Genomic DNA, 18,561 nt, shown 5'->3' on the forward strand with positions numbered 1-18,561 from the left:
ATTAGTTTTTGATTGGGAAAGTGAATACAAAGTCGTTTTTCTCCATGGGTTTATGGCAATTGATACATTCTGTAGTGAACATAGCATCTTTGCCATATGGGTTTAGTTTAGGCGTTTTAAACCTGGCAAAGCCCCAACCGGTGGTTGATTTATATTTCTCGGCATCTTTAATCATAAACTCTACCTGTTTAAATGCACCTGTAGATACATTGCCTTTAGCATCTTCCAACTTGTCCCAAGCTGCCTTGGCAAATATGGTTCCGTTGGGCCATGGGTTAATATGGTGTTCTTTAACAGCCTTTACAGCAATGTCATTTCCATAAATAACGCGCATAGTACCGTTATCAAACCTGTCGGACGTACTAATTACCTGCCAGTTTTTATAATCAGGAATGTAAGAAATGCCATTTAAGCTTTCAGGTAATTTTGTTTGTTGGTTGTTAGTAGGTATCGTTTTAAGTTGTTTATCCCGCGCATTAATTTTGGCTGTGTCGTTTGGTATATCATGCACAAAGCCTGTTAAATAATTTTTAAGTACAGCAAGATCCTGTTTGGAAATTTTAGCTTCGGTGTGCACAATTTCATAGCTTTTTATAGGCATAGCTCCTTGCTCAATCTGGTTTACTGCTTCCCAAAGTTTGCCCTTTTTATCAGCAGGAGATAGCTTATTCCAATTGGAGAAATTTAAGCCTTTGCGGCCTTCGCGTACATGTTCGGCAACCTGCCAGTAAACGGGTTGCAATTTATCAAACCAACGCAAATTGGTTTGGTTAGAATGGCAGTCATAACATGCCCTTACCAGGATCGCTTTTACATTTGGTGGCGCTTCCAAATCTCCGGTTACCGGAGGATTACCTATCTCGGGCCTGAAAAACTGCAAACAGATACACACCGCTGCAACTACAGATGCTGAAATCAACAGAAACTTTTTCATATTATATTTAAATAACTTGAAGTAAAGTACCGGGTAGTCAAATTACTTTAAAAGAGAAAAGCGGTGAATAAGGCAAATAAGCAGTTGAATCCGGCAATTTGATTGTCGAATATTTGTATCGGTGTATGTAAGCCGCTTAAAAGCTATTGCATTGAGTCAGCATTACTTTTAACCTTCGCCAATAATTTCTCTCTAAGTTGGCGTATGGTACCCTCTTTATCTGTTTTAATTTTTTTGATGACTTCTTTAGCACCGGGGGGATTATATTTTGAGCCCCAGATCATCAGTTCGACAATTGCCGGGATCAGATCGATACCTTTTTCTGTAAGACTATAAATAAACTTATTCTTCTTTTCTGGTGATACTTCAGATTTTATGAATTCGTTTGCTTCCAAAAGCTTAAGCCGGTCTGCAAGAATATTGGTGGCGATCTTTTCATCAGAAGTCAGAAAATCCCCATAACTGCATTTATTAGTAAATATCAAATCCCTTAGGATTAATAATATCCATTTATCGCCTATATAATCAAGTGAAAATGATATCGGACATTCTGATCTATGCTGAATTTCTTTCATGACAATAAAATTATAAATAATACTTGCAATTTACAAGTTAATTAATTTACCTTTGCTTACTTGCAAGTCGCAAGCAAATTTAAAGATTAATATTAGAATATAAAAGTCATGGAAATCACAAAGAAAACAGTATTGGTAACCGGAGGTGGTTCAGGAATTGGTTATGCAACCGCAAAACTTTTAAAAGAAAAAGGTAACAGGGTAATCATATCCGGCCGTAATGCAGAAAAACTGGAAAAAGCCGCTAAAGAATTAGGCATAGATTACATCGTTAGTGATGTGACCGATGCAGATTCAGTTACCAACCTTGTTAAAAAATTAGAAGCTGGTTATAGCGACCTTAGCGTATTAATTAACAACGCCGGTGTAGGCTTTGTTTATAAACTGGGGGAAGGCGCCAATGCGGTTGAAAAAGCAAGACAGGAATTTGAGACCAACTACTTTGCTCCGGTTAGGTTAATAGAATCGTTGTTGCCGTTATTAAAGAAGCAGCCTGAGGGAGCCGTGGTGAACATAACGTCTAACGTAGCGTTCCATCCGCTGGTGGTTTTGCCAACGTATTCAGATGCTAAAACAGCTTTACATTCTCATTCTGTAGCATTGCGTTTAACCTTGTCATCAGATACCAATATTAAAATCTTTGAGGTAATGCCTTCACTGATCAATACAGATGCCACTAAGGATATGGGTGGTGAGCAGCATGGTTTACCACCGGAAGTAGCAGCCCAGGATATTTATAATGGCATTAACGAAGACCGTTATGAAATATTTGTAGGCGAAGCTGGCCAGCAGTATGCAGACTACTTTGCAAACCCTAAAGCAGCCGTTGCAAAATTTAATCAGCCTTTTCTTTCATAGATAGCATTGCCGATTCCTCTGCACCACGCGATAAACGGAACAGTGTAGAGGAATTTAATCCCAATGCATTAACATTATTATTGTTATGACGGACAGAAGAAATTTTATAAAACAAACCGGCCTGCTATCAATGGCCGGTATTATTGGAGCAAATCAAATCGCAAGTGCTGAAAAGCCAAGTAAACTTTATGCACCTACGCGATCAAAATGGGCAGATGGCTCAAGGTTGGTGGTATCTGCTACCATGCTGTTTGAAGCAGGCGGACAACCAGATAACGCACCAAGTCCATTTCCGCCCAATATGAAGCCCGGTTTTAAGGATTTACCTGCAGCCACCTGGTACGAGTATGGTTATAAGGAAGGTATTCCCCGCATGCTGGACAACTGGGATAAATTAGGCATCAAGGTTACCACACACATGGTAGGTTCCGCTGTTTTAAAAAATCCTGCTTTGGCTAAGGAGATTGTAGACCGCGGGCACGAAGCATCGGGCCACGGCATGACCTGGAAAGATGAGTACGACATGTCTTACGATGAGGAAAAGAAATTCATCAAAGACGGTTTAGATGCGATAAAAAAAGTAACCGGACAAACAGCAATAGGTTATAACGCCAATTTCCTTCGCCGTAGTGAAAACACGCTGAAAATTTTACAAGAGCTGGGATGTATTTATCATATTGACGACTTGGGCCGTGACGAACCTTTTATTATAAAAGTCAATCAGAAAGATTTTGCTGTTGTTCCATATACCGTACGTAATAATGATTTAGGCATGATTGAGTTACGGAATTTTTCGCCTGATCAATATATCACGCAAATCAAGATGGAATTTGATCAGCTTTACGAAGAAGCAGCTACCCGTCGCAGGCAACTATCCTTAACTTTTCATGATCGTGTAAGTGGTACGCCGCAGATGGTAAAAGCTGCAACGGAATTGATCAAGTACATGCAAAAACATCCCGGTGTCGCCTTTAAGCGCAAAGACGAAATAGCCGAAATGACGTTAAAAGATCCAACAAGTTTACACGAACAATCTTATATATAAACTAAGGGCTGCTTTTGTGCAGCCTTTAATTTTATTAGGCATTAATATTATTTACTGTCATTTTTAAAAACCAATTGAATTTATCATGTCAAAAATATTAGTAACAGGAGTAACAGGTGTTATTGGAAAAGGTACAATTGAACATCTATTAAAAAAAGGAGTGCCTGCAAGCGAGATCATCGGATTAGCCCGAAAAAAGGATGGGCTTGATGACCTGATTACCAAAGGTGTTGAAGTCCGTATTGGTGATTACCTCGATTATGATTCTCTGCTTAATGCATTTAAAGACGTTGATAAAATAATGCTTACCAGCGCAGTTGCTTTTTCAGATCGGTCCACCCAACATTATAATGTAATTACTGCTGCCCGCCAGGCTGGTGTTAAGCATGTGGTTTATATGTCAATTATGCGAAAAGAAGGTTCGGGCCGTATTATGCCTGGGATTACAGACTCCGACTTGTTTACTGAACAAGTGCTGAAATCATCAGGACTTGATTATACCATCTTATATCACCCGCCCTTTACAGACTTGTTATATATTTATTATGGTTCGGGCCCGCATAAAAATGGCATAAGAGTCCCGGCGGCTAACGGTAAAATGGCACCAGCAACAAGAAATGAACTGGCTGAGGCCCATGCTGAAATACTTTCTACACCGGGACACGAGAATAAAACCTATTCCTTAGGTGGGAGTGAAGCTATTTCCTTTGCTGACATCGCTAATATTCTTGCAGAAATACAAGGAAAGCCTGTTCCATTTACTACTATCACAACCGGGGGATACATTGACGGTTTGATAGCAAAGGGAACGCCCCGCCATGTTGCAGAATTTCTAACAAATTGGGTAGTAGCAATTGACGAAGGTGAATTTGAACATCGATCAGGCGATTTAGAACGCTTATTAGGTAGAAGGACAGTAACTTTCAAAGAGTACATCGAATCAAACGTTAATAAACAGGTGAAAGAATAAATCTACATAGTTATGCCCAGTGTATAATGGCATATAATGCTGTACCAGAGATAAAATCCAAGCATAATACTTAGCAGGAGGGGGTTGAATCCAACACCTGCTAAAACCTTTCTTTAATCCTGTACCTATTAAAAATAACGTTAAGGTAAGTCCTGCTTTTGATGTGGTAATTAGGTAAGGGCTTACCATTTTAACAGCTGCACGTATGTGCTTGCAAGCATAGCTATTGACAAATAGACCAATAAAGTAAGGAATAGACTTGTTAGCAGGGGCGTTGCAGAAGATCTGAGTGTCTTGTGTCAATTATCAGTCATAAATCTTCAAGATATCCGAATGAATGATGACAACGACCACTTCAGAAGCCGCTTTTTATCGGGCTTGTTTGTAAGACCAAAGTTCAATAAAATACTATAAATCAGATATTATGGGATTTTTCTCCTTTGTCATATTGGCTAATTGTGTTATAGCTGACCTGGTGGAATGTGTATCCGGATTGGCCATGACAGGACCGACCATAAAAATGGAATAACAGGCGCGTCGCTGGTGGTAAATCAATTTTTGTTGCTGCAAATTTTGCAGTATTGATTTTTTTTGTTTTAAATTGCTGTACCAATTATAAGTAAAGCCGCACGGCCTATTGAATAAGTGTGTTTAAAACACTTATAGTTTTACACGTTAGAGACGACCCCTATGAAACGGCAGCTAAATGATGAAATGCTGAGTAGCTCCATTGCTAAAGGCGATAGGCATGCCTTTTCGGCGTTATATGCCAGGTACCTTAAAAGTATTTACAACTATGTTTTCCTGGTATGCGGAGATACAGAAATATCAGACGAAATCACACAGTCGGTATTTGTTAAACTGTGGGAGAGCCGGGAAAGGTTAGACACAGTGCTCTGCATAAGGTCGTATATCTTCAAATGTGCAAAAAACATGCTGTTAGATCATCTAAGAAAAGAGCAGTTGAAAGCGCGTGTTTATCAGCAAATATTACCTAAAGAAGAAGCAGTTGCTGACGGGGCCGACAGCCGCATCATTTTTAACCAGTATCTGCACATCATGCGTGAAGCTATTAACCTATTGCCTAATAAACGGAGGCAGATTGTGCTGATGAGAACGGAAGAGGAGCTATCATTAGATGAAATTGCTGCAGACATGGAAATATCAAAATCAGTTGTTAAAAAGCAACTTTATCAGGGTTTGAATTTCATCCGCAGTTATATCAGGATACAGCTGGATCTGGTCATTTTAATTTTCTTTATTCTTTTCAAATAAATTTTCTGACCAAGGGGGCCTTTCCCTGCCTTGCTTCGTCATTCATGATATGAAACGGAGGGCAATCGCACTTTTCTTACAAAAATTCAGGGATAGCAACTTTACCCCGGAGGAGCATGCCGAATTTGTAAAGTGGCTGGAGAGCATTCCTTCGGATCAGCTTGCTGATGTGCTTGATGAACTTGCCGCTTATACCATTGACGTTGATGAGACAGACGAAGAAAACGATGTGCTCATGAACAGGCTGAAACGTGGCATAGAACAACGATTAGATGAATCGGGAACAAGCTCACGCAAACATCCCATCGTTTCTCTTCTTTTTAAAGCTGCCGCCGTCCTTACACTTATCGGTATTGGTGTCTTATTCTATCAACGTCGGGAACAAGCGCCCACAAAACAACAATTAGCAGTAAAACCGATACGCATTGAACCGGGCAGAAACCAGGCGTACCTGACACTGGACAACGGACAGAAAATTGCACTTGAACATGTCCCCGACGGTGTTTTGGCAGAGGATGGCGGTATCACTATTGTAAAGGTGAAAGACGGAGAAGTGCGTTTTCGTCAAACTATTAAAAAAATCGGCTATGCCAGGCAGGTAAAAGTAACAGTGCCTAAAGGCGGGCAGTATAAAATTGTGCTTGCAGATGGCTCTGCAGTGTGGCTAAATGCCGCTACTGAGTTAGAGACACCGGTACAGTTTCCCTTCCACGAACGGATTGTAAAACTTCATGGAGAAGGCTATTTCGAGGTTGCAAAAGATAAAAGCAGGCCCTTTAAGGTGGTATCTGAAAAGATGACGGTGCAGGTATTTGGTACACATTTCAACGTAAGCGCCTATGCTGATGAACCCATTGCAAAAGCAACACTGTTAGAAGGCTCTGTAAAAGTTAGTCAGGGAATGCAAAGTAAAATGCTGAAACCCGGGCAGCAGGCCTGCGTAGGTCGTCACATCAAATTGTTGAAGGTAGTCGCTGATGAAGCAATAGAATGGAAGAACGGAAATTTCAACTTCAATCATGAGGATATACGGAGTATTATGCGAAGAATATCCAGATGGTATAACGTAGAAATTGATTATAGGCGCACGATTACGGATGAGGGTTTTTTAGGCACAATCCCACGGTCGGCCCAAATAGAAGATGTACTTCATTTACTAGAACTAACCAGAACCGTTCATTTTAAGATAGAAGGAAGGAGGATAATTGTTATGAAATGATTCTACCAGAAGTAGAACGGAAAAGAAGCCCAAGATGCTCGAACATCTCGGGCCTGAATGTCTGGTTCTACAGTACTTAATTTTTATAGGATTACTTACCAATTTAAACCAAACTATCAAAGATATGAAACTTTATGCTTCCAAAAGGCATACGAGCTCTTGTTGTGTCCGAAAATTCCTCCTTATAATGAAATTGACCTACGTTTTAATGGTGACAGCTTTTCTGCAGGTATCGCTTGCCGGCAATGCCCAGCGGCTAACCCTTTCAGCAAAAGCGATGCCCTTGGCACAGGTGTTGGAACACATCCAGGAGCAAACCGGCTACCATTTTTTGGTTACAGACCAGATGTTGGCTGAAACCAATAACGTTACAGCAAAATTCAAGAATAAGCCGCTGGATAATGTATTGAAAGAGTGCTTTGCCAACCAGCCGTTAGGCTATGAAATAAAAGAAAACCTGATTGTTATTTATCGCAAGCCGGTAGTAGAGAAAACCCAAGCTGCCGATGTAAAGATAACCGGTGTAGTTACGGACGATACCAACCAGCCCCTGCCTGGTGTAACTATTAAATTACAGGGAACAACTACATCGACTCAAAGCAATGTGGATGGAAAATTCACGATCAATGTACCGGATGGTAAGGGTAATTTGCTTTTTTCTTTTATTGGTTTTGTTACGCAGGAAGTACAGATATTAGGCGGGCGTACCGTTTACAACGTACAAATGCACACACAGCTGAAATCGTTGAGTGAAGTAGTGGTGATCGGTTATGGCCAGCAACGAAAGGCAGACGTTACCAGCGCGGTAGCCACAGTGAAAGCAGATAACTTTGTGACCGGGCCTGTTACTGATGCTGCCGAACTTTTAAAAGGCAAAGTAGCAGGGTTAAATATCACCAATCCATCAGGCGATCCAACCGCTCAATCGCAAATCCAATTGCGTGGTACCAATACCATTAATGGTGCAAATACAGGTGTTTTAGTTATTATCGATGGCGTTCCCGGAGACCTTTTAACTGTTGCACCAGAAGATATCGCAGAAATTTCTGTACTTAAAGATGGTTCTTCTGCGGCCATTTATGGTGTAAGAGGCTCTAATGGTGTCATCATCATCACTACCAAATCAGGCAAGGGGGTGGTTAATGCACATGTGGATTACAGCGGTAACGTGAGTATAGGGCAAATAACCAGGCGGCCTAAGTTACTTACAGCGCAGGATTACCGTGATCAGATTAAAGCAGGGCTACGTGACCCGTCTTATGATAAAGGTACATCAACTGATTGGCTTGATGCTATCACAAAACGCGCACCGGTATCTACTGTACAAAACGCAAGTTTTAGCGGTGGTAACAGCCAGACTAATTATACCGCATCTTTCAACTACCGCTTTTTAAACGGCATGTTCCTGCAATCAAATCATGCACAATTAACGGGGCGTGCAGATATCAATCATTCCATGTTCGATGGTAAACTCAAATTTAATTTGGGGATGATACAGACTAACTTTAATAGTTTAAACTTCAGCTATTATGACTATCGTCAGGCCATGCGCATGAACCCTACAGCGCCTGTAAAAATGCCGGATGGTACTTACTATCAGGAACCAAATAACTTCGAATATCAAAATCCTGTATCTGATGCTTATACTAATGATGCTCCCAACAGCGCCTATAACAGCAGGTACAATGCAACTATTTCTTTTCTGCCTATAGAAGGCTTAAGGCTTGCTGCAACCGGATCATACACTAAAAGTGGGTATCAAAACCTTTCTTACCAAAATCATCAAAATATTTCCACTTTGCGCGACAACCAAAACGGTGTTGCAAATATTTATCAGGGGCAAGGCATTAACCGCTTTCTTAATCTTTCAGCAGAGTATGCACGATCTTTCGGCGATCATCGTTTCAGTGTACTTACTGGTTATGAGTACCAGGACAATGATAACTTTGGAACAACAATTTCAAATCATGGATTTCCAACTGATATTTTTGGCTATAACCAGATCCAGTTAGGTACAGCTCAAAAAACAGGACAGGATTATATCAACAGTGGTAGATCTCAGTCAAACCTGATCAGCTATTTTGCGCGCGGTACTTATAACTACAAGGAGAAATACCTGTTATTGGCCAGTTTACGTATAGACGGTGCAAGCCAGCTTTATGGCGCAAGTAAACCTTATGGTAAGTTCCCTTCGGTTCAGGCCGGCTGGCGCATCACCAAAGAAGCCTTTATGAAAGATCAGCAGCTTTTTGATGATCTGAAATTACGTGCAGGTTACGGAGTTACCGGCAATCAGCCTTCTGCCGGCTTCCTTGCGGTAGGTTTATTAGGTTACGGTAATTACATTCTGTATAACGGCCAGTGGATACAAACTATCTCACCAAGTCAGAATGCCAATCCGGCCCTGCGTTGGGAAGAAAAGCATGAAACCAACCTTGGTTTAGATTTTAGTATGCTAAAAAACAGAATCAGTGGTACCATTGATTTATATAACAGGCGAATTACCGGGTTACTTTATAACTATCAGGTACCAAGCCCGCCTAATCTTTATCCAACTACACAAGCCAACGTAGGTACAATGAACAATAAAGGTTTGGAAGTGGCCATCAATTTTGTACCGGTTAAAAAGAGGGATTTCAGTTGGACAAGTACTGTAACATTTTCAACCAATACTAATAAACTGATAAGTCTTTCAAACGACCTTTACCAGGCAACTCTTCCATATTTTACAGCTGGTTCTACCGGCCCGCCTGCAACAACCTTTACACATATTGTACAGGTGGGGCAAAACATAGGCGATTTTTATGCCTTTAAAGTGGTGGGCATCACCAATGATGGTTACTGGCTTTACCAGGAACCAAACGGTACGGTAGTCCCTTACAGCCAGTTTAAGCATGCATTTGAAGACAAGCAAGTAGTAGGCAATGGTTTGCCTAAGTACTATGCAGGCTGGAACAATACACTTAATTACAAAAACTGGGACTTCAGCGTCACTATGCGTGGTGCATTCCGCTTCCAGATAGCTAACCTGCAACGTGCTGATTTTGAACTGCCGGGCATTATGAATTATAACCGGATGGCAAGCGCTTATGACAAAATTTATGGTGTTGCGGTATTGAACAAAAACGTAGCCCAGGAATTTAATAGCTATTATATAGAAAATGGTGATTTCTGGAAGATTGATAACATAAATATTGGCTACACCTTTAGAAACCTGAGATCTAAATATATCCATAACCCACGTATTGCATTTTCTACGCTCAACACCTTCATTATTACAAAATATAAAGGAAACGACCCGGAAGTTGACGTCAGTGGCTTAACGCCTGGTGTAGATGCAAGGGATGTGTATCCATCGCAGCGTATCTATAACCTTAGTGTTTCAGCAACCTTTTAAGTATTAATTATGAAGAGAATTGAAATGAAAAAAGTATATCTTTTTATTGCGACTATCCTTACGATTATGATAGGATATTCCTGCACTAAGCTAAATGACGAGAACTTTGCTACCATTATATCCAGCAAATTTAATCCTACATCAAGCGATGTTGCTTCGCTGATAGGCGTGCCTTATACCAATTGGCGTACCCTTGAACTGGGCCGCAGTGCAAACGCAATTTGGCGGACAAACGAACTGGCCGGCGATGAAGAAGTAATCCCTGCACGACCGAATGGCTGGGTTGATGGTGGTATTTACCGCCGTATGCACGAGTTTAAATGGACGGCTGATGATGACAACAGCAATACCATCTGGACAAATGCTTATGCAGGTATTACAAATTGTAACAGGCTGCTTTACCAATTACAAAACAACCTGATACCAATTACAACCGGCAAAGACAGTGTGGTAGCCGAACTAAAAGTGCTGAGGGCATCGTTTTACTATGCTTTGTGTGATTTTTTCGGTAATGTGCCTATTATCACCAAGTTTGATGTTCCGGCCGGATATCTGCCCACTCAAAGCAACCGCACCGATGTTTATAATTTCATTGTTTCAGAAATTACAACCAACCTGCCATTGTTAAGCCAGAAGAATGATGGAACTACGTACGGCCGTTTTAATAAATGGGCTGCGCTGGCATTGTTGGCGAAAATGTACCAGAATGCACAGGTTTATACGGGTACTGCACATTGGGCAGATTGTATCAGCACCTGCGATCAGATCATCAACTCCGGATTATTTAGCCTGGAGGCGGTGCAGGCTAACGTGTTCGCCACCCAAAATCAGGGATCAAAGGAAATTGTTTTTGCGATACCATTTGATAATCTGTATACCTCAGATGGCTCTACCGCCTGGACACTGCATATGGAAACCTTACAGCCAGAAAATCAGGCTACCTATAATTTTCAGAATTCGCCGTGGGGGGGGATATGTGCCGAACCACAATTTATAAACACGTTTGACCCGGATGATAACCGGCTTAAGAGTAATTGGATACAAGGCCAGCAATATACAGCAAGCGGTGCCATTTTACTTGGTACCATGGATAAATTCAGCGGTAAGCCTTTAGCTTATATTAATGAATTGCCGGGTGTAGATTCCTCTCAGGAAGTACACGGTTTCCGCTTGGGTAAATACCAGATACAAAGTGGCGAACTGGTGGGCATGAGCAATGATTTTCCGCTTTTCAGATATGCAGATGTGCTGATGATGAAAGCCGAGGCTGCATTACGTAGCGGAGACGGCAATACGGCTGCTACTTTAGTTACCCAGGTAAGGCAACGGAATTTTATTAATAATCCGGCTAAAGCAACAGTTACAGCGGCACAACTGGCTGGCCCTACCGTTTATGACTATGGCTTGCGAAACCACCTGGCCACTACTCATGAGTCTGTTTCGGATATTCAATACGGGCGCTTTCTGGACGAACTGGGATGGGAATTTAGCCAGGAAGGGCGCCGTAGGCAGGATATGATCAGGTTTGGATGCCTTACTACAAAATCCTGGTTATCACACTCGCCCAACGGTGCATACAGAACATTAATGCCTATACCAACCAATGCTTTGCATACCAATAGTAATTTAAAGCAAAACCCTGGTTATTAAAATAGAAGTTGATTGTTAGTTGGTTTTTAAAATTGCATATGGAGGCTTAGTCTTCCATATGCTTTTAAAATGATGCAACCATGACCGTGTCGAAGCAAAAATTTAAAAACAGGATATTCAGTGTAATTACTTTTATTATTCCCATTATATTATTGGGTTTAATAGAGCTTTGTTTACGGTTAATGTCATATGGCCATGATACCTCTTTGTTTGTGGAATATCCTACAGACCATTCAAAGCTGGTGATGAACAGGTACGCGTCTGATCCATTTTTTTCTGATACCATCAATGCTACCAAAGGATTCTACGAGCCTTTTGAAAAGGAGAAGCAACCAGGAACCTTAAGGATTTTTGTACTGGGCGAATCTACCGCTGCCGGGTATCCCTATTTTCATAATGGTTCTTTCCACCGGTGGCTGGCTTACCGTTTAATGCATTCATTGCCCGATCATAAAATTGAGGTGATTAACCTGGCGCTAACCGCGGTTAACTCTTATACGGTACTAAACTTCGCGCGTCAGGTAGTGAATTACCAGCCTGATGCTGTTTTGGTATACGTAGGGCACAATGAATATTATGGCGCTTTAGGTGTCGGTTCTACCAGCCGTATCGGGAGCAACAGCGGGTTAATTAATTCACTGGTGTGGTTGCGCCATTTCAGAACAGTGCAACTGGTGCAGAACCTTTTGTTCAGCATACGCTCGGGCGGCAAACCTTCAAACGGGGTTAATCTGAGTGAAAACCTGATGAAGCGGATGGTGGGTAAACAGCAGATGCCTTTCAATGGCGACGACTATAAAAAAGGTATCACGCAGTTTGAAACCAACATGCAGCAGCTAACCACGCTGTTTTCTGAAAAGCACATTCCGTTACTGATCAGCAACCTGGTGAGTAATGAAAAAGACCTGAAGCCATTTATCAGCACTTCTTCAACAGACCGTTATTCTGCTAACCGGGAGTTTAACTCTGGCACCGATGCCTTAAGTAAAGGTGATTATACAGAAGCGAAGAAGCATTTTCTACTGGCTAAAGATTTTGATGAATTGCGGTTCCGTGCGCCGGAAGCCATTAACCAGGTGATTATACAGGCGGCAGGCAAACCCGGTGTTTACGTAGTGAACGCCCGTAATCTTTTTGAAGCGCATTCTGCCAACGGTATTTTAGGTAACGAAACCCTGCTGGAACATGTTCATCCCAATCTCTTAGGCTATGCCCTTCTGTCAGACGGCTTTTATGAAGCCCTGAAGAAAATAGGCGTCGTTCGTATAGATACCGCGCGGGAGATGTCTTTTAAAGCATTGCTGGCCAATATGCCCGTTACCAAAGTAGATTCGCTGGCTGGCAGTTACCAGATTATGATGCTGCGTTCCGGTTGGCCTTTTAACCAACCTATTTCTAAAGATTTCAATTTAGGGCAATCAATAGAAGAGCGGCTGGCAGGCCAGCTTTCAGTAAACCGCATATCATGGGCAACGGCGATGGATCAGCTTTTTCAGGGCAGTATGTCTACAGGCAATAAGTTACAGGCATTGAAAGCCACAGAGGCAGTAATGCTGGAGAACCCTGACAATACCACTTATTACATGTATGCCGCCCGTCTTAATTACGATTTGGGAAAAGTAAAGGAAGCTGAATATTATTTCTTACGCTGCTATCAGATAGACCCGTCTTACAAAAACGCGCAGAGCCTGTACCTGTTTTACCTGAAGCTGGACAAGCCCGCAGATGCGATGAACTGGTTGAAAGTAGTAGAAGCAAAAAATGGCATGAATGCCGATTATGAGCCCATGCTGAAGCTAATGACTAGGCTGGTGCAAGCAAAAAAGGAACTGACGGCACAACCGCGAAATCAAAATCTGCGCATGGAGATAGCCGGGTATTACGAGAAAATGGGGGAGCCACAGGTGGCTAATAATTACAGGTAAATGAAGACGAAGAAATGGAATGATAACCGCCGGTTCGGCTTGGGTATCTCTTTCGGGATAACAACGGCAACTATGTTGAACCGGTACCGAACAGGGAGTGTTAACCTGTGGCTGGTAGGCGCACTGTGTTGCCTATTACTGATCACGCTGTTTTCGCCGGTTATACTGGCAGGTCCGCGCATGCTGATAGAACGGTGTGGACGGGCGGTTGCCCGGGTTTTCACCACCGTGATCCTGACGTTGCTTTATTTTCTGGTGGTTACGCCGCTAAGTTTGTTCAATAAAGTATTTAAAAAAGATCCTTTGCAGTTAAAGTTTAATGAGCAGGCCCAGTCGTACTGGATAACAGATCCGCAGGAACCTATTGACCCGACTAAACAATATTAAGTAATGAATACGCTGATCGAATTCTGGATATTTTTAGGAAAGCGGAAAAAATACTGGATGTGGCCTTTTCTGGCGTTGATAATCCTGCTCAGCCTGTTTTTGTTTGTTGCCCAAAGCACCGCATTGTCCACCTTTATCTACTCTCTTTTCTAATGTATATTCTGGGCATATCTGCTTATTATCACGACAGCGCTGCTTGTCTTATAAAAGACGGGACTATTGTGGCTGCTGTGCAGGAAGAACGTTTTTCCCGCATTAAAAATGATGCGTCGTTTCCTGAAGAGGCAATTAAGTATTGCCTTTCTGCAGCAGGTATTGCCTTAACAGAAGTAGATCATGTGGTATTCTATGAAAAGCCCTTCCTGAAGTTTGAACGCTTGCTGGATACCATTTTTGCATTTGCCCCGTACGGCTTAAGGGCTTACCTGAAAGCAATGCCTATATGGATAAAAGATAAATTGTTTACCAAGGGAAATATCAGTAAGGCCCTGCAACAGATAGATCAAAACTGGAAATACAGGGAAGGGGCATTGTTATTTTGCGAACACCATTTCTCGCATGCAGCATCTGCTTTTTTTGTATCACCATTTGAAAAGGCGGCTATCTTAACCGTTGACGGGGCCGGGGAATGGGTGACTTCTTCTATTGCTGTTGGCCACGGAAACAACATCAGCCGGATTAAACATATTAATTTTCCGCATTCGCTTGGCTTACTTTATTCTGCTTTTACTTACTACCTGGGTTTTAAGGTAAATTGCGATGAATATAAAGTGATGGGGCTTGCCCCTTACGGAAAACCTGTTTACAGCTCACTCATCTATAAATGTCTGGTGGACGTGAAAGCTGATGGTTCCTTCCGCATCAACATGAATTTTTTCAATTATGCAGCCGGGCTGACCATGGTTAATCAAAACTTTGTGAAGCTGTTTGGTAACAAGATCAGGCAGAAAGATGAAACCATCACGAAGTTTCACATGGATGTGGCGGCATCAATACAAAACGTCACTGAAGAAATATTGCTAAGAATTGCATGGGATATAAAAGCGAAAACGGGCTGCGAAAACTTATGTATGGCAGGCGGTGTCGCATTAAATTGTGTAGCCAACGGCAAACTGCTCAGAAGCGGGATATTCAAAAATATATGGGTACAACCCGCAGCCGGGGATGCAGGCGGAGCGGTAGGTGCGGCAATGTTCGTCTATTATCAACATCTGCAAAATAAGCGGCAAGCCGGCAATGAAAATCAGATGCAGCAAATGTTGCTGGGGCCGGAATTTAATGTGAAAGAAATAGAGGAAACGCTTAATAAGTTAAACATCAGGTATCATAAGCTTAACCCCGATAATTACCTGAAAACTGTGGCCGGGAAAATTGCCGAAGGGATGGTAGTTGGATGGTTTTCGGGCCGTATGGAGTTTGGGCCGCGCGCATTAGGTGCAAGAAGTATACTGGCTGATCCGCGTGATCCGGGTATGCAATCAAAGCTGAATCTTAAAATTAAGTTCCGCGAGTCGTTCCGGCCTTTTGCTCCGGCAGTTCTACAAAAGTATTGCCATGTATATTTCAATCTGCGGGTTGCCAGTCCGTATATGTTATTCACCGCACCTGTATCACAAGGGCAGTTAGATGGGGATGAAGACGATAGCTTTGCAGTTGGGGTAAATACGCTTAACGAAGTACGAACTACGATTCCGGCGGTTACACATGTCGACTATTCTGCCCGTGTACAAACGGTGGACGAACTTAACGGAAGCTTTTATCATTTGCTGCAAGCTTTCTATCTTGTAACCGGATGCCCTATGCTGATCAATACCTCCTTTAATGTAATGGACGAGCCGATTGTTTGTACGCCTGACGATGCAGTATCATGCTTCCTGAAAACGGATATGGATCTGCTGGCATTTGAAAATATATTGATTTACAAATCTGAGAACCTAAATATTCACTAATGAAAAATAGAAAAAGAATTGGATATGGCTTGATGCTCGCGCTGGCGTGCGGAATGATCAATTCGCGGGTTGCAGCCCAAAGCAAACCAATCGAATTATTCCCGTTAGAAGATGTCAAGCTATTATCAAGCCCGTTTTTGGTTGCCCAGCAAACCGATCTCAACTATATGTTGAAGCTTGATCCGGATCGTCTGCTGGCTCCTTTTTTAAGGGAAAGCGGTTTAGCGCCTAAAGCTAAAAGCTATGGCAACTGGGAAGATAGCGGTTTGGATGGGCATACTGCCGGGCATTATCTTACCGCTCTGGCCCAGATGTATGCCGCTACCGGGGACCCACAGTGTTTAAAAAGGCTTAATTACATGGTAGACGAGCTGGCCCGCTGCCAGCAGAATAATAAGAATGGCTATGTAGGCGGTGTACCGGGCGGGATGGCTATGTGGGCCGAGGTGAAGAACGGCGATTTTAGCAGCTTCAACAAAAAGTGGGTGCCCTGGTACAATATGCATAAACTGTACGCGGGCTTACGTGATTGCTGGTTGCTGGCGCATAATGCAAAAGCTAAAGCAGTGCTGATTAAATTATCAGACTGGGCAGACGAAGAAACCGCCGGGTTAACGCCTGAGCAAATGCAGCGCATGCTGAATACCGAGCACGGCGGCATGAATGAAGTTTTTGCAGATGTTGCTGATATTACCGGGAATAAAAAATACCTGCAACTGGCACAGCGATTTTGTCATCAGGCGATTCTGCAACCGCTGGAGAAACGCCAGGACAAACTTACCGGGTTGCACGCGAATACCCAAATCCCAAAGATTATAGGATTTGAACGTATTTCCGAACTCAACCAGGATACTGCTTATCATGCTGCTGCCCGTTTTTTCTGGAAAACCGTAGTTGATAAACGTACCATCTCCATTGGCGGCAACAGTGTGCGCGAGCATTTCAACCCTTCTGATAACTTCCTGCCCATGCTCGAATCTGAACAGGGGCCAGAAACCTGCAACAGCAACAACATGCTGAAGCTGACCAAAATGCTGTTTTTGGATGACCACTCGCCGGAGTATATGGAGTTTTACGAGCGGTTGTTGTATAACCATATTCTGTCATCAGAGCATCCGGTAGAAGGTGGCTTCGTTTACTTTACACCGATCCATCCAAGGCATTACAGGGTATATTCCACGGCCGATGAAAGCTTCTGGTGCTGCGTAGGTACCGGTATGGAAAACCACGGCAAGTATGGCGAGCTGATCTATGCACACCAGGGGAAAGATATCTATGTCAACCTGTTCATCCCATCGGTATTGAACTGGAGCGGTAATGGAATAACCTTAAAGCAGGAGAATAATTTTCCAGATCGCGAAAGCACCCGACTGATGGTAACGGTTAAAAAGCCGCAACAATTTAACCTGTATGTACGCAAACCATCATGGGCTGCTAACGGCTTTGATATAAAGGTTAATGGCAAAAGCGTAAAAGCACAGAACGGGATTAAAGGTTACCTGGCCGTTAACCGTTTGTGGAAAACTGGCGATGTGGTAACTATTGCCCTACCCATGAAGAATTCTGTAGAATACCTGCCGGACCATTCAGAATGGGTATCGTTTCTGCATGGGCCGATTGTGTTGGCCGCGCCAACCGATACGACCGATCTATTAGGCCTGAAAGCAGACGACAGCCGCTGGGGACATATCGCCAGGGGTAAACTGTATGATTTCACCCAGGCGCCGTTGATCGTTGATAAAGGCGGCGATCTTTCTGCCGCGCTGACACCGGTAAAAGGCAGTAATGCAAACTTCAGCATCTCACCGCTGATATACCAGGCGAAATACAAAAACCTGAAACTGATCCCTTTTTATAAACTTCACGATGCGCGTTATATGCTTTACTGGCCCGTGGCCAAAGCTGATTCCATTTCACAGCGCGAACAGCAACTGGAAGCTGAAGACAAGCTAAGTACCCGCCTTGCTTCGAGGATAGTAGATGGTGTGAATGCCGGTGAACAGCAACCCGAAGTTGACCACGCACTTAACTCGCAAAATTCAAACACAGGAATTATTAACAACAGGCATTGGCGCGATGCAGGTGATTTCTTTAGTTACAAGCTTGGGGGTAATGCACAAACTACCGTACTACAGATCAGCTATTCGGGCAAAGACCGTGACCGGCAGTTTGAGGTGTACATTAACGGGCAAAACATCGCACACATTAATGTAGCGGATAATGCTGCCGAGGCGGTAGTTACCAAAGAATTTAAACTGCCGGATGGATTAGCAAAAACTAACAAGGTACTGGAAGTGAAATTCGTTGCAACAGGTGGCAAAAGAACTGCACCCATTTATAGTGTAAAACTATTAAGATAAAATTTATAGTGTAAAAC

Annotated in this window: 14 protein-coding genes; 12 read left to right on the forward strand and 2 right to left on the reverse strand. The window is 42.7% G+C overall.

Annotated features, from left to right (window positions below):
- Position 1: 1 nt before the first annotated feature.
- Both PQ461_RS09400 and PQ461_RS09405 read right to left on the reverse strand, forming a co-directional pair.
- A complete protein-coding gene (locus PQ461_RS09400) occupies positions 2 to 934 on the reverse strand; it encodes a heme-binding domain-containing protein (protein WP_274303616.1) in 933 nt (310 codons plus the stop codon).
- A gap of 143 nt (positions 935 to 1,077) precedes the next feature.
- On the reverse strand, positions 1,078 to 1,509 hold the full coding sequence (locus tag PQ461_RS09405; RefSeq protein WP_274303617.1) for a winged helix-turn-helix transcriptional regulator: 432 nt from the start codon (positions 1,507 to 1,509) through the stop codon (positions 1,078 to 1,080).
- Between the two features lie 108 nt (positions 1,510 to 1,617).
- Here PQ461_RS09405 and PQ461_RS09410 point away from each other — a divergent pair, with 108 nt between their 5' ends.
- The 12 genes from PQ461_RS09410 to PQ461_RS09465 all read left to right on the forward strand — a co-directional run bounded on the left by PQ461_RS09410 (position 1,618) and on the right by PQ461_RS09465 (position 18,544).
- A complete protein-coding gene (locus PQ461_RS09410) occupies positions 1,618 to 2,367 on the forward strand; it encodes an SDR family oxidoreductase (protein WP_274303620.1) in 750 nt (249 codons plus the stop codon).
- An 85-nt stretch (positions 2,368 to 2,452) separates the two neighbouring features.
- The gene (locus PQ461_RS09415) at positions 2,453 to 3,412 is read left to right on the forward strand and encodes a polysaccharide deacetylase family protein (RefSeq protein WP_274303622.1); all 960 of its coding nucleotides are present in this window, start codon (positions 2,453 to 2,455) and stop codon (positions 3,410 to 3,412) included.
- Between the two features lie 85 nt (positions 3,413 to 3,497).
- On the forward strand, positions 3,498 to 4,382 hold the full coding sequence (locus tag PQ461_RS09420; RefSeq protein ID WP_274303626.1) for an SDR family oxidoreductase: 885 nt from the start codon (positions 3,498 to 3,500) through the stop codon (positions 4,380 to 4,382).
- Positions 4,383 to 5,072: 690 nt separating this feature from the next.
- Positions 5,073 to 5,657, forward strand: coding sequence for an RNA polymerase sigma factor (locus tag PQ461_RS09425; RefSeq protein ID WP_274303629.1), 585 nt, complete (start codon positions 5,073 to 5,075; stop codon positions 5,655 to 5,657).
- A 49-nt stretch (positions 5,658 to 5,706) separates the two neighbouring features.
- The gene (locus PQ461_RS09430) at positions 5,707 to 6,876 is read left to right on the forward strand and encodes a FecR family protein (protein WP_274303632.1); all 1,170 of its coding nucleotides are present in this window, start codon (positions 5,707 to 5,709) and stop codon (positions 6,874 to 6,876) included.
- A 187-nt stretch (positions 6,877 to 7,063) separates the two neighbouring features.
- A complete protein-coding gene (locus tag PQ461_RS09435; RefSeq protein WP_274303635.1) occupies positions 7,064 to 10,273 on the forward strand; it encodes a SusC/RagA family TonB-linked outer membrane protein in 3,210 nt (1,069 codons plus the stop codon).
- Between the two features lie 9 nt (positions 10,274 to 10,282).
- Positions 10,283 to 11,923 (forward strand): RagB/SusD family nutrient uptake outer membrane protein, encoded by a 1,641-nt coding sequence (locus PQ461_RS09440; RefSeq protein ID WP_274303637.1) that lies wholly within the window; start codon positions 10,283 to 10,285, stop codon positions 11,921 to 11,923.
- Positions 11,924 to 12,105: 182 nt separating this feature from the next.
- Positions 12,106 to 13,848: an SGNH/GDSL hydrolase family protein gene (locus tag PQ461_RS09445; RefSeq protein ID WP_274303639.1), complete on the forward strand. Its 1,743-nt coding sequence runs from the start codon at positions 12,106 to 12,108 to the stop codon at positions 13,846 to 13,848.
- Positions 13,849 to 14,235, forward strand: a complete 387-nt coding sequence (locus tag PQ461_RS09450; protein ID WP_274303642.1) for a hypothetical protein — start codon at positions 13,849 to 13,851, stop codon at positions 14,233 to 14,235. It begins immediately after the preceding gene.
- A gap of 3 nt (positions 14,236 to 14,238) precedes the next feature.
- Positions 14,239 to 14,388, forward strand: a complete 150-nt coding sequence (locus PQ461_RS09455; protein ID WP_274303645.1) for a DUF5989 family protein — start codon at positions 14,239 to 14,241, stop codon at positions 14,386 to 14,388.
- On the forward strand, positions 14,388 to 16,184 hold the full coding sequence (locus tag PQ461_RS09460) for a carbamoyltransferase family protein (RefSeq protein ID WP_274303648.1): 1,797 nt from the start codon (positions 14,388 to 14,390) through the stop codon (positions 16,182 to 16,184). Before PQ461_RS09455 ends, PQ461_RS09460 begins: the two co-directional genes overlap by 1 nt.
- On the forward strand, positions 16,184 to 18,544 hold the full coding sequence (locus tag PQ461_RS09465; protein WP_274303650.1) for a glycoside hydrolase family 127 protein: 2,361 nt from the start codon (positions 16,184 to 16,186) through the stop codon (positions 18,542 to 18,544). The genes PQ461_RS09460 and PQ461_RS09465 overlap by 1 nt, the downstream gene beginning before the upstream one ends.
- Positions 18,545 to 18,561 lie beyond the last annotated feature (17 nt).

It is taken from the genome of Mucilaginibacter sp. KACC 22063 (assembly GCF_028736115.1).
GTDB lineage: Bacteria > Bacteroidota > Bacteroidia > Sphingobacteriales > Sphingobacteriaceae > Mucilaginibacter.